Genomic DNA, 12,526 nt, shown 5'->3' with positions numbered 1-12,526 from the left:
GACAGAATTTAGAATCTGTCGGTTTGTTTTTTTTCTGCGCTAAACAATCACTTGTGCTTTTCTTACTTTCCAATAAACATTTGCGACCAGTTTTTTCCTGTTTGCTCAAATCCTACGCCAATATGGGTGAAATTAGCACTTAAAATATTTTTACGGTGACCTTCACTGTTCATCCAAGCAGTTACAACTTCTTGTGGTGTTCGTTGTCCTTGAGCAATGTTTTCACCTGCAGACTTATAGGTAACACCAAAATCTCTCATCATGTCAAATGGAGAACCGTAAGTCGGACTGGTATGTGAAAAGTAATGGTTTTGCTGCATATCCACTGCTTTCTTCTGAGCTACACCACTAAGCTGTGTATCTGTTTTTAACGCCGGCAGACCATTCTTAGTTCTTTGTTGATTGGTAAGAGAAATGACTTGTTGAACATACTGACTAACGGTACCCGAGGTTGCCGTATTATTTTGATTTTGTGCAGCACCACTTGGTGCCTGTGTCTGCTGCTGTCTAGGTACAGGTGTTGCCTGCTGGGCAGGTGCTTGATTTGGTGCCTGCCTTGTTGTTTGCTGCTGCGCAGGTGCTGGTACTGTAGGGCTTTGTTGCTGGGTATTAGTTTGTCCTGGTTGAATAAATCCAAATTGAAACCAGTTTCTTTGTCTAGGATCGATGGTAATATACTGATATTTGGCATCCCTAATTAAAACCGCTTGTGTATGTGGATATTGACTGCTATTTAAGTTTGTTTGATATGCGGAAATCATGTCATCGTTATTACGTTTAACTTTTCGCTTATCATTGAACAGATTTGTATCTAAATCAGGCTCATTATTGTTACGGTTTGAATAATCCTCTGTTAGTGGCCCGTTATGATCAATTCCATTGTCTCGGCCATTACGAACATTTAAATTTCGATAATCCCGATCATTTGTATCCATTCCTACTCGATTTGTGGTCCGATCATTTGTATCCATTCCTACTCGATTCGTGGTCCGATCATTTATATTATTTCGGTCATTATTAGTACAAGCGGCCAGTCCCATTGTAAGAATAGCCGTTAACAGTAATCCAACCGGTTTTTTTATCACTGGTAATACCCCCTTTTTAAAGATGTTCTTGCTTTTTTAGTGTTGATTTTTTTAGGAAAATTATATTTGGTAAAGTCTGAAAAGAAACAAAAAAATTGACAGGAGCTTCCTCCTGTCAATTTTTTCAAGCATATAATTTTGATTCTTCTTTTTGGAAAAAGCTTTTCATCGCATGGAAAACATCTGCTTTTTGTTTGAGTATATAATAGCGGAACTGTTCGTCTTTGATGTTTTTATAAGCTGACATTAATGTGGAATGGCGGTTATATTGATTTACTTCTCCGTAACCGAACATGTTAGAAACTTTCATTAACTCTTCAACTAACTTCACGCACCGGGCATTATCGGATGTCAAATTATCACCGTCAGAAAAGTGGAATGGATAGATGTTGAACTTCCGTGGATTATACTTAGCATCAATGATTTCTAAAGCCTTTCGATAGGCTGATGAACAAATGGTCCCACCGCTTTCACCTTTCGAGAAGAAGTCTTCTTCTGTGACTACTTTTGCCTCAGTATGATGTGCAATAAATTCAATTTCAACCGTTTCATATTTTGTTCGCAAGAAACGTGTCATCCAGAAGAAAAAGCTTCGTGCCATATATTTTTCCCATATTCCCATACTACCGCTTGTATCCATCATTGCAATGACAACAGCTTTTGAATCAGGTTTCACGACTTCATTCCAAGTCTTAAACTTTAAATCATCCTTATAAATTGGATGGAAGGCAGGTTTCCCGCTCATCGCATTTCGTTTAAAGGCAGACATCATCGTACGTTTTTTATCGATGTTCCCCATTAATCCTGTTTTCCGGATATCATTGAACTCAATATTTTCAACGAGATGTTCTTGTTCTTCCTTCCTCTTTAGGTTTGGCAGTTCTAATTGCTTAAATAGTGCTTCCTCTAGCTCCATTAAAGATACTTCTGCTTCAAAATAGTCTTCACCTGCTTGATCCCCTGCACCTTGACCCTTGCCTGGTGCCTTTTGCCCGCTGGAACCGTCCCGCGCTACAACGTCACCGACTTGACTCTCACCGTCACCTTGGCCCACGTGTTTGTTTTTGTCATAATTATAACGAATTTTGTATTCGTCTAATGAACGAATTGGAATTTTTACCACATCGCGACCATTAGACATTATAATACTCTCTTCTGTAATTAATTCTGGAAGATTGTTTCGAATTGCCTCCTGGACTTTTTCTTGATGGCGCTGCTGGTCATCGTGGCCTTTACGGTGGAGGGACCAATCTTCTCTAGAAATCACAAATTGATGGTTATCGACAGTCACTATAAACCCCTCCTTATTAAATTAAAAATTTACTCCATACTGCACAATTTTTTTAGCCAATACATAGAATAACGCGAATGAAAAAATTCAATTAAATGATGGATTACTTTATCCTATGCAGAAGCAGCAAATAATTTACAAATAATTTTGACAATTGGTTGATAGCCTACTAATTGGACAAGATTATCACATGGGGATCTATTTATTGGAAAAAAAGAGACTGACAGTTTTTTCTCTGCCAGTCCTGCTATTTTAACCCAGATTATCTGTTTAATAAGCTTCCAACATAGCGTAGTAATTCATTTGCTGATGTCGAATTATAACCATGTTCATCAATTAAACGAGCAACAACATCATTAATCTTCTTCAATTGCTGCTCATCCGGGGTCTTGGATGAAGTTGTAATCTTAACAACATCCTTAAGATCCGCAAATAATTTCTTTTGGATTGCTTCCCTGAGCCTGTCATGAGAATTGTAATCAAATCGTTTCCCTTTTCGGGCAAAGGCTGAAATCCGGATTAATATTTCTTCCCTAAAGGCCTTTTTAGCATTTTCGGAGATGCCAATCTGCTCTTCAATGGAACGCATAAGCTTTTCATCCGGATTAATCTCTTCCCCTGTTAACGGATCACGCAGTTTTGCTTTATTGCAATAGGCCTCAACATTATCAAGGTAATTATCCATTAATGTTTTAGCTGATTCCTCGTAGGAGTACACGAATGCCTTCTGTACTTCATTTTTCGCAATATTATCATACTCTTTTCGCGCTAATGAAATATAATTCATATAACGATCACGAAGTTCCGCTGTAATAGATGGGTGCTGGTCGAGTCCATCTTTTAACGATCTTAATACATCCAGGGCATTAATGGACGGTACCTCTTTACGTATAATCGTTGAGGATATCCGATTGATAACATAACGAGGGTCTATGCCGCTCATGCCTTCATCAGGATACTCGCGTTTCAATTCTTCTACATCAGCCAAATTGAATCCTTCTACATTCTCCCCGTCGTAGAGACGCATTTTTTTCAGAAGATCGATATCCCCTTTTTTCGGCTCTTTCAAGCGGGTTAAAATCGTAAACATTGCTGCAACCTTTAATGTATGCGGTGCAATGTGAACGTCCGAAACATCGCTCTCATTAATCATTTTTTCATAAATTCTTTCTTCTTGTGAAACCTTTAAATTGTAAGGAATCGGCATTACAATGATCCTCGAATGAAGAGCTTCGTTTTTCTTATTAGAAATAAAGGAGCGGTATTCAGTTTCATTGGTGTGAGCAACTATCAGTTCATCTGCACTTATGAGCGCAAACCTTCCTGCTTTAAAATTCCCCTCTTGTGTTAGTGATAATAAATGCCAGAGGAACTTCTCGTCACACTTTAACATCTCTTGGAACTCCATCATCCCACGGTTCGCCTTGTTTAATTCTCCGTCAAAGCGATAGGCCCTTGGATCAGATTCAGAGCCATATTCTGCAATCGTTGAGAAATCAATACTTCCTGTTAAATCAGCTATATCCTGAGACTTTGGATCAGATGGACTAAAGGTTCCAATCCCAGTCCGCTTATCTTCTGAGAAGAATATTCTTTCTACTAAAACATCTTCAATTCTGCCGCCATATTCCTGTTCTAGGCGCATCATATTCAATGGTGACAAGTTACCTTCAATCCGGATGCCGTATTCATCAAAGAAGTCTGCTCGTAAATGATGAGGAATTAAATGTAATGGATCTTCATGCATCGGGCAGCCTTTGATGGCAAAAACGGAGCCTCTGTCTGAACGTGAGTAGTTTTCTAACCCTCTTTTTAACATGGTAACAAGGGTTGATTTACCACCGCTCACCGGGCCCATTAAAAGTAAAATCCTCTTTCTAACGTCCAGCCTTTTGGCAGCCGGATGGAAGTATTCTTCAACAAGCCTTTCAAGTGACTCTTCTAAGCCAAATAATTGATTACTAAAGAAATTGTACTGCTTCGTCCCTTTAACTTCTTCAATTCCTGCATCCCTAATCATATTGTAAACTCGAGAATGTGCAGATTGTGCTACCCACGGCTTTTCCTTCAACAACAATAAATAGTCAGCGAATGAACCTTCCCAGCGCAGTTTTTCCTCTTCTTCACGAAAGCTCTCGATTTTTTTTAAAATATCCATATGGCCCTCCCCCTGTAGGTTATCAGAGACGATTAATATACTCTATGCACTAAAAGACTTGAACATGCGTAACCATTTCGAGATATTGTCTATCTTTTTTATTTGAATAAAAGGAATATTGCTCTTTTCATTTTAAAATCTTAGGCTATAATAAAATTGTATGTGTCAGAAATGCGTCCGTTAGCGGATTCTACCTAATTAAAAACGGGACAAAGGGGGCAGTACATAACATGCATACTTTCATTGTTATTTTAGTTATGGTTGCGTTTTTGGCAGCCATCTTCACAGCGGGGTATAACGACAAGCCGGGGACTAACAAATAATGTTTAAAGACTAAAAAAGACTGCCATGCCGGCAGTCTTTTTTAGTGTAAATCAAGTTTATTTTTTTGAATAAACTCTTTCATATACATTCTGGTTGGTTTGGAGAGCATATTGGCAATTTGTTCAGTCCACCTATCCTTTCTTTGCCCTTTTGTTCTAGTCTGATAATAATTTGAAATTAACTGGTCATAATCATCGAGCTGATGATTAAATTTCTCCATATCCTGCTCATATTCATCCTCATGATAAACATGCGCAAAGGGCAGTCTTGGCTTTTTATCTGTAAGATGTGCCGGGTAGCCCACGGCAAGGCCAAACAATGGAATAACCCGATCAGGTATGTTTAAAAGCCTTTTTACTTCCTCCAAGTGATTACGGATTCCACCTATGTAACAAATTCCTAATCCAAGAGATTCTGCAGCTACGGCAGCATTTTGTGCAGCCAAGGATGTATCAATCAATGCTACCATGAACTTTTCTGTACTTTCTAGTGTCGGTGTTACCTGCTTTTGTTCCCTATTAGCAACTACCGTATGACGGAAAAGGTCGGCGCAAAAAACAAAAAAGTGGCCATTTTTCTCCACATATTCTTGGTTTCCTGTCAGTTCGGCTAGTTTCCGCTTTTTTTCTTTATCCTTCACACCAATAATGGAGTATGCCTGAATGAAACTCGATGTAGCTGCGGCTTGTGCACAGGAAACGATCGTGTGAATTTGCTCGTCGGATAATGGCTTGTCCTCAAACTGACGGATCGAGCGATGATTTAGGATGGTTGTGATGGCATCATTCATAACAAATTTTTCCTCCCTTTAAACCAAGCAGGAGGCCTTATGTTGGCCCCATGCTTATTTTAGTTTTGGATAATCCTGCTGGCGTAAAGCTTCATAAATCAAAATCGCTGCTGTATTGGATAAATTTAAGGCACGAATCTTTTCATTCATTGGAATCCTTAGAGCTTTATCGAGATTATGTTGAATAACATCCGTAGGAAGTCCTGTTGTTTCCCGGCCAAAAATAAAATAATAATCTTTAGACAGATCACTATAGTCAAAACCGGTAAAGTCCTTTTTCCCAGATTCTGTTATATAAAAAAAGGCACCACCAGTATTCTTTTCGTAAAATTCATCCAGCGATTCATAATAAGTGATATTTACATGTTCCCAATAATCTAAACCTGCCCTTTTTAACATTTTATCATCTGTGGAAAATCCTAAAGGGCGGATTAAATGTAAATTAGTACCCGTACCTGCACAAGTCCTAGCGATATTTCCTGTATTAGAAGGTATTTGTGGTTGATAAAGAACTACGTGTATAGCCAAAAAATTCACCTCATATCAAAACTATAAGGGCAATTATACCACTCTGACCTATGCTTTCAAGAATCATTCATCAATGATCGAATAAAACTTATATTTGATATTTGGCGTATAGGCAGATGAATCCTCATAGGCCCAGTAACGCATCCGGCTATTATAAGTATGGGCATTCACTAAAGGCATCCCGTTAGCGTCCTTTCCAGTAACAAGGGTGTTGTGATTGAATCTTCCATCCCCTTCAAAATCATAACAAATGACATCTCCCAATTTTAACTGATCCGGGCTGCTGACTTCTTTTGCCCGAAGACCGATTTTTGAATGGGATAAATATAGCCTCAATGAATGAGCTACAGCCCAGCTATAACTCCAATTATTATTTTGCAGCCACCAGCCTGCATCCCGCTTTGGATAACCTCTCATGGGTGCTCCCCCGGCTTTAAGACATTGAGAGATAAAGTTGGTACAATCATTCTGAAACTTTTTATAAGCAGGATTATAGCTATTCCACCAGCGTTCTGCGTATTGAACTGCTTTTAATCGATCGTATGCATAGCTTAGCCTTTCAGTATGATCCTCTAAGTCCAAATGATTTAGTTCAGTTTCCGGGTCATTTTCCGATTCTAGAACTGGTCTAATTTCCTCATCCATTACTAACGCATTTTTGTAAAACTTGGCTAACCTATCTTCCATTTCCTCTTCCATATAAAGAATTCCATTTTGTTTGATTAAATATTGATAATGGGCTTGGTATTTGATTGTTTGAAACTCATCCTCCACGGACTCTTCTATAATCTTTCCTGCCGCTTTTACTTTTACTATCTCTGCTGAGCGATTGGCTAAACATGCTTGTTTTGTCTCTGCCTTTGGAAAAAATAACTTTTGGCTACGTTTAGCAGAAACAAATTGATTTACCCTTTTATCAAATAAGTCTTGAAGTAATTGTCGCAAACCTATCCACCCCTTTCCCTTCATACATATGATAGCACGTGGCATTTAACTATAAAAAAAGAGCAAACCAATTGGTTTGCCCGCTAGTTGTTATAAAAATTTAAGCCCTTTTCTATTTCTGCTTGGACCTCGATGTCTGTCTCGAGTTCCTTGGCTCTTCTTAATGCTGCAAAAGCTGATTCACCGCCAATTTTCCCAAGCGCCCATGCAGCAGTTCCTCTTGAGACTGAACTTGCTTCAGTTTCTAATACTTCAATCAATTCAGGAACCGCACTTTCATCCTTAAAATGAGCTAAGGCAATAATAGCATTCCGTTGAATTGGTTTTTTTCCTCTCCAAGCCCCAGAAACAGAGCCGAACCTTTTTTTAAATTCACGATTGCTTAATTTTAGGATCGGTTTTAATAAAGGTTTGGCCACTTCTGGATCAGGTGTCATTTCTTCATGGAAGTGAAAATTAACTCCTTTGTTAATCGGACAGGCGGTTTGACAAGAGTCACACCCATAAACACGATTCCCTATTTTATCTCTAAACTCATCAGGGATAAGCTCCTTTGTTTGTGTTAAAAAGGAAATACAGCGATGGGCATTAATCTGACCGCCTTGGATTAATGCCCCTGTTGGACAGGCATCTATGCATTTACTACAAGAGCCACACTGGTCTTCTATCGGTGTATCCGGTTCAAAAGGAATATTGGTAAGCATTTCACCCAAATATACGTATGAGCCAAATTCAGGGGTTATAATGGAGCAATTCTTCCCGCTCCAGCCGATACCGGCACGCTCTGCTACAGCCCGGTCCGAAAGCTCTCCTGTATCAACCATTGATTTTACCTTAGCATCAGGTAGTTTACGTAAGATAAATTCTTCAAGTTTGTTGAGACGATCGCGAAGTATATGATGATAATCCAGTCCCCATGAAGCCCTGCTAAAGATCCCTCTTCTTTCTCCCTTTTTACTCTCGACACGGGTTGTCATTTTCGCAGGATACGCAAGGGCAATGGAAATAATCGACTGTGCGCCTTCGAGCAGCATTGACGGAGTAACCCGCTTATTTATATCAGGTTCTTCGAAACCGGATTGATAGCCCAGTTCCTGTTGTCTCAATAACCGTGTTTTTAATTCTGCAAACGGGTCCGCGGTCGTAAATCCAATTTTATCTATACCGATTTCTTTACTATAAGCAATCAATTCTTTTTGTAAAACCTGAACATCCATAGATTTCTCCTCCTTTCGACGACGACTTAACTTTATATAAGTTGTTAAAGTTATTAGTTACATATCTATTTATGATAAACTATTTTCAACAAATTTTGGAGGTGGAATGGTTGGAAATTCAAGTTTCAGCAGAAATTTGCGAACTAATTCCCGATTTTAAAATTGGGGTTATTGAATATAAAAATATAACAGTTGGGGATTCACCACAAATGGTAAAAGGCAGACTACAGCTTTTCCAAGAGTCGATCTTTTTTGAACTGGAAAACAAGCAGATTTCGGACCTTCCTGGGATAAAGGAATGGAGAAATATTTTTAAGAAGACAGGAAAGGATCCAAATCGATACCGTCATTCAGCTGAAGCATTATTTAGAAGAATACAGAAACAAAATTATCTTTCTTCAATCCATAGTGCGATCGATATTAATAATTTTTTCTCCCTACAATATCAAGTTCCCATCGGTGTTTATGACCAAGATTTGTTAAAAGCTCCTGTAATGATTAGGTTTGGGAGGGAGAACGAGACATACAACGGATTGAATGGAAGGACCAACTCCTTGGAGCATTTAATTCTTTCTTCCGATGAAGATGGACCATTTGGAAGCCCTTTTGTTGATTCAGATAAAGCCCCAGTGACGATTCATACAAAAAATGCATTGCAAATCATTTATCTCCGTCCATCTACAGAGGTAGAGGCTGCGCATAAGCTTACAAAATCATTAATGACCATGTTTACCCAGATACATGGAGGCGAAGCGTCATATTACATTGTTGAATGACTGATTTATACAGTAATGAAGGGCAGCTACCGGATTAAATTATCGCAAGATGTCCTTCATCCTTTTTGAATTCTTTTCAGAGGTCTACGATTTTAAGATGAAGTGGTTCTAATGGACAAAAGTATTAAGTATTTTAAAAAAATGTCCTTTAGCACCTCCCTATTAGACAAAATCCTCGGGTATCTAAGAAAACTGTCTAATAGAATATCTCTAATAGACAAAATTATGTTTTTCATCAATAAAATGTCCATTGGAATCTTCCTATCGGACAACCTCCCTGTGCATTATAAATAATTGTCTTTTAGCAGCTCTCTATTAGACAAAATCCTCGGGTATCTTAGAAAACGGTCCAATAGAAACAGCTCTAATAGACAAAAGTATGTGTTTCCTCAATAAAAAGTCCATTGGAATCTTTCAAACGGACAACCTCCCTGTGCATTATAAATAATTGTCCTTTAGCAGCTCTTATTGAACAAAATCCTCAGGAGTCCTACAAAAACTGTCCTATAGAAGCAAATCTAATAGACAATTTATTGTTTTGTTTTATTAAATTTACCACTAGGACCTATCTAGCAAAAAAAACTTTAAGCATTTTTATAAATTGTCCAATAAAAAGTTATCTCCGTTAATAGCCAAAATAAAAAAACGCAATGCATCGTTCTCCTAATGTAACGATACACTGCGTTAGTTAATATGTATGGAGCGGGTGATGGGAATCGAACCCACTACATCAGCTTGGAAGGCTGAGGTTTTACCAGTAAACTACACCCGCATTTATGAAAAAGAACTGAACAATCTGACTTAATAAATACTACACATATTCATTAAAGGAGTCAAGTCAATTTCGCAAAGTTTGTCGATTTTTTTCTTAATTTGTTATCTAGATAGATATACATAATGTATCTCTTTATTTCTGCTAATCTATTCTATATATCAAATTAATATTACTAGTTGTAGTCGAAGTACCAATTTTATTGATTTTTAAATGCTGGTCAATAAAAAGAAGGTGATTCCATATCAGGATCAAGAGGGTCCGCACTTATCGGTTGGGGGATAGGTTTCATCGTAATCTTTTAAATAAGATATCTGGTCTTTTATCGAGGAACTAGCAAAAGTACAATAAGTGGAGAATTTCCGGTTAAATATAGAATGGAGGTTGTTTCGGGGTAAATAAGGGGAGCTTTTCCGCTTATGCTCAGCAAAATCCCTCATTTTTGAATTTTTCGAGTCAATAGTCGGAATCTCTCCGTCTATTTCGGACTTTTTTAATATTATTACTAATTAAGCGGAATTTTTCCGTCTATTTTTCAGCTCGGGTGCTTAACCTTAATATTACATGCGATTCCCTTTTTTTCTCTTAAAAGAATGACAATTTCTATTATCGCTTCTTTGCTAACTGATTGAGATTCGAAAAATGGTTGCCTTCCTTCACTCTTTTTGTGGTTTGCACGACAAAAATCACTGTTAAAAATGAAAGAAGCGATCTCCCAACAAAAGGAAATCGCTTCAATTCAACATTTCAGATACCGGTGGTCGGGGTCGAACCGACACTCCAGAGGAACACGATTTTGAGTCGTGCGCGTCTGCCAATTCCGCCACACCGGCGTATTAAGTTTTTTTAGCAATGCCGAGGACCGGAATCGAACCAGTACGGTAGTCACCTACCGCAGGATTTTAAGTCCTGTGCGTCTGCCAGTTCCGCCACCCCGGCATAATATAATAGCATTTGCTTATTAAAGATCTTTGGAGGCGGCAACCGGATTCGAACCGGTGGTAAAGGTTTTGCAGACCTCTGCCTTACCACTTGGCTATGCCGCCGATATAATTGGAGCGGAAGACGGGATTCGAACCCGCGACCCCCACCTTGGCAAGGTGGTGTTCTACCACTGAACTACTTCCGCAAAATGGCTGGGCTAGTTGGATTTGAACCAACGCATGTCGCAGTCAAAGTGCGATGCCTTACCGCTTGGCTATAGCCCAATGCTTATAATCATTAATGATATTATGGGGCGACTGATGGGAATCGAACCCACGAATGCCTGAACCACAATCAGGTGCGTTAACCACTTCGCCACAATCGCCACAATATAATTGGCAGGGGTAGTAGGAATCGAACCCACACCAAAGGTTTTGGAGACCTTCGTTCTACCTTTAAACTATACCCCTATAAATGGTGGAGGGGGACGGATTCGAACCGCCGAACCCGGAGGGAGCGGATTTACAGTCCGCCGCGTTTAGCCACTTCGCTACCCCTCCACATATATGAATGAAAATTGCCAGCTTCTGGTGCCGGCGAGAGGACTTGAACCCCCAACCTACTGATTACGATTCAGTTGCTCTACCAGTTGAGCTACACCGGCATGATTCATAAATCTATAATAGTATCATACTCGACGTTAGGTTAACGTCATTCCGATCTCAGTAAGCTTATTCAAGCAGCATTTCGATCGGTATGCTGATGTTCACTCAAGGAAGCATATTCGTTCGTGCTCTACCAGTTGAGCTACACCGGCAAAATCAAAATAAAAGGTGGCTCAGGACGGAATCGAACCGCCGACACAAGGATTTTCAGTCCTTTGCTCTACCGACTGAGCTACTGAGCCACTAAATGGCGGTCTGGACGGGACTCGAACCCGCGACCTCCTGCGTGACAGGCAGGCATTCTAACCAACTGAACTACCAGACCAATTGCGGGGACAGGATTTGAACCTGCGACCTTCGGGTTATGAGCCCGACGAGCTACCGGACTGCTCCACCCCGCGATAATAGAAAATATATTGTTCATCCATGCTCATAGTTTACATGGACTGTATCAATCTCAGAAAGCTTATTCAAGCAGCAGCTCGATTGATACAACTCGCAGATTATTCTTCGAAGCAACACTCGTTGCTCCACCCCGCGATAATTATTATGGTGGAGGATGACGGGATCGAACCGCCGACCCTCTGCTTGTAAGGCAGATGCTCTCCCAGCTGAGCTAATCCTCCATATTAAAATGGTGACCCCTACGGGACTCGAACCCGTGTTACCTCCGTGAAAGGGAGGTGTCTTAACCGCTTGACCAAGGGGCCATATATTTTATGGCGGAGAGCAAGGGATTTGAACCCTTGAGACAGGGTTACCCGCCTACACGATTTCCAATCGTGCTCCTTCGGCCACTCGGACAGCTCTCCATAAATAATGGCTCCGCAGGTAGGACTCGAACCTACGACCGATCGGTTAACAGCCGATAGCTCTACCACTGAGCTACTGCGGAATAATAGTATTACAGCCTGGCAACGTCCTACTCTCACAGGGACAAAGTCCCAACTACCATCGGCGCTGAGAAGCTTAACTTCCGTGTTCGGTATGGGAACGGGTGTGACCTTCTCGCCTTAATTACCAGACTATTTATTTGACACTATTTTATTAT

General features: G+C 39.8%; 8 protein-coding genes, 17 tRNA genes and 1 rRNA gene. 1 reads left to right on the top strand and 25 read right to left on the bottom strand.

The annotated features are described in order from the left end of the window. Positions 1-62: 62 nt before the first annotated feature. The 7 genes from J7E81_RS00265 to queG all read right to left on the bottom strand — a co-directional run bounded on the left by J7E81_RS00265 (position 63) and on the right by queG (position 8,338). Positions 63-1,085 carry a CAP domain-containing protein gene (locus J7E81_RS00265; protein ID WP_308162099.1) on the bottom strand — a complete coding sequence of 341 codons (1,023 nt, stop codon included), beginning with the start codon at positions 1,083-1,085 and terminating at the stop codon, positions 63-65. A 124-nt stretch (positions 1,086-1,209) separates the two neighbouring features. Continuing rightward, positions 1,210-2,379, bottom strand: a complete 1,170-nt coding sequence (yhbH, locus tag J7E81_RS00260; protein WP_215041161.1) for a sporulation protein YhbH — start codon at positions 2,377-2,379, stop codon at positions 1,210-1,212. Positions 2,380-2,638: 259 nt separating this feature from the next. Then, positions 2,639-4,534, bottom strand: coding sequence for a PrkA family serine protein kinase (locus tag J7E81_RS00255; protein WP_215039911.1), 1,896 nt, complete (start codon positions 4,532-4,534; stop codon positions 2,639-2,641). A gap of 364 nt (positions 4,535-4,898) precedes the next feature. Continuing rightward, the gene (nfsA, locus tag J7E81_RS00250; RefSeq protein ID WP_215039909.1) at positions 4,899-5,648 is read right to left on the bottom strand and encodes an oxygen-insensitive NADPH nitroreductase; all 750 of its coding nucleotides are present in this window, start codon (positions 5,646-5,648) and stop codon (positions 4,899-4,901) included. A 54-nt stretch (positions 5,649-5,702) separates the two neighbouring features. Then, positions 5,703-6,176, bottom strand: coding sequence for a tRNA (uridine(34)/cytosine(34)/5-carboxymethylaminomethyluridine(34)-2'-O)-methyltransferase TrmL (gene trmL / locus J7E81_RS00245; RefSeq protein ID WP_215039907.1), 474 nt, complete (start codon positions 6,174-6,176; stop codon positions 5,703-5,705). Between the two features lie 63 nt (positions 6,177-6,239). After that, complete coding sequence (locus J7E81_RS00240; RefSeq protein ID WP_215039906.1) at positions 6,240-7,121, bottom strand: amidase domain-containing protein; 882 nt, start codon at positions 7,119-7,121, stop codon at positions 6,240-6,242. A gap of 83 nt (positions 7,122-7,204) precedes the next feature. Further along, positions 7,205-8,338: a tRNA epoxyqueuosine(34) reductase QueG gene (queG, locus tag J7E81_RS00235; protein WP_215039905.1), complete on the bottom strand. Its 1,134-nt coding sequence runs from the start codon at positions 8,336-8,338 to the stop codon at positions 7,205-7,207. A 110-nt stretch (positions 8,339-8,448) separates the two neighbouring features. Between queG and J7E81_RS00230 the strand changes: the two genes are divergently transcribed. After that, a complete protein-coding gene (locus J7E81_RS00230; RefSeq protein ID WP_215039904.1) occupies positions 8,449-9,114 on the top strand; it encodes a B3/B4 domain-containing protein in 666 nt (221 codons plus the stop codon). Positions 9,115-9,812: 698 nt separating this feature from the next. Here the strand turns inward: J7E81_RS00230 and J7E81_RS00225 are convergent. The 18 genes from J7E81_RS00225 to rrf form a co-directional block, all read right to left on the bottom strand. Next, a tRNA-Gly gene (locus J7E81_RS00225) sits at positions 9,813-9,886 on the bottom strand. A gap of 752 nt (positions 9,887-10,638) precedes the next feature. Further along, positions 10,639-10,719 (bottom strand) — tRNA-Leu (locus tag J7E81_RS00220). 20 nt (positions 10,720-10,739) lie between these two features. Next, positions 10,740-10,825: transfer RNA gene (locus J7E81_RS00215), tRNA-Leu, on the bottom strand. Between the two features lie 33 nt (positions 10,826-10,858). Further along, positions 10,859-10,932, bottom strand: a tRNA-Cys gene (locus tag J7E81_RS00210). 8 nt (positions 10,933-10,940) lie between these two features. Then, positions 10,941-11,015, bottom strand: a tRNA-Gly gene (locus tag J7E81_RS00205). A gap of 4 nt (positions 11,016-11,019) precedes the next feature. Beyond that, positions 11,020-11,094: transfer RNA gene (locus J7E81_RS00200), tRNA-Gln, on the bottom strand. A gap of 25 nt (positions 11,095-11,119) precedes the next feature. Continuing rightward, positions 11,120-11,195 (bottom strand) — tRNA-His (locus J7E81_RS00195). 11 nt (positions 11,196-11,206) lie between these two features. Then, positions 11,207-11,280 (bottom strand) — tRNA-Trp (locus J7E81_RS00190). Positions 11,281-11,285: 5 nt separating this feature from the next. After that, a tRNA-Tyr gene (locus J7E81_RS00185) sits at positions 11,286-11,370 on the bottom strand. 28 nt (positions 11,371-11,398) lie between these two features. Next, a tRNA-Thr gene (locus J7E81_RS00180) sits at positions 11,399-11,474 on the bottom strand. Between the two features lie 170 nt (positions 11,475-11,644). Further along, positions 11,645-11,717: transfer RNA gene (locus J7E81_RS00175), tRNA-Phe, on the bottom strand. Between the two features lie 6 nt (positions 11,718-11,723). Further along, a tRNA-Asp gene (locus J7E81_RS00170) sits at positions 11,724-11,800 on the bottom strand. A 2-nt stretch (positions 11,801-11,802) separates the two neighbouring features. Then, positions 11,803-11,876 (bottom strand) — tRNA-Met (locus tag J7E81_RS00165). Positions 11,877-12,025: 149 nt separating this feature from the next. Continuing rightward, positions 12,026-12,101, bottom strand: a tRNA-Val gene (locus J7E81_RS00160). A 9-nt stretch (positions 12,102-12,110) separates the two neighbouring features. Then, a tRNA-Glu gene (locus J7E81_RS00155) sits at positions 12,111-12,185 on the bottom strand. Positions 12,186-12,195: 10 nt separating this feature from the next. After that, positions 12,196-12,287, bottom strand: a tRNA-Ser gene (locus tag J7E81_RS00150). Between the two features lie 8 nt (positions 12,288-12,295). Continuing rightward, positions 12,296-12,370, bottom strand: a tRNA-Asn gene (locus J7E81_RS00145). Between the two features lie 14 nt (positions 12,371-12,384). Continuing rightward, positions 12,385-12,500, bottom strand: a 5S ribosomal RNA gene (gene rrf / locus J7E81_RS00140). Positions 12,501-12,526 lie beyond the last annotated feature (26 nt).

Source organism: Bacillus sp. ISL-18, from assembly GCF_018613415.1.
Lineage (GTDB): Bacteria > Bacillota > Bacilli > Bacillales > Cytobacillaceae > Neobacillus.
Note: the sequence above shows the minus strand (reverse complement) of the source record. Positions and strands in the feature narration are given on the sequence as shown.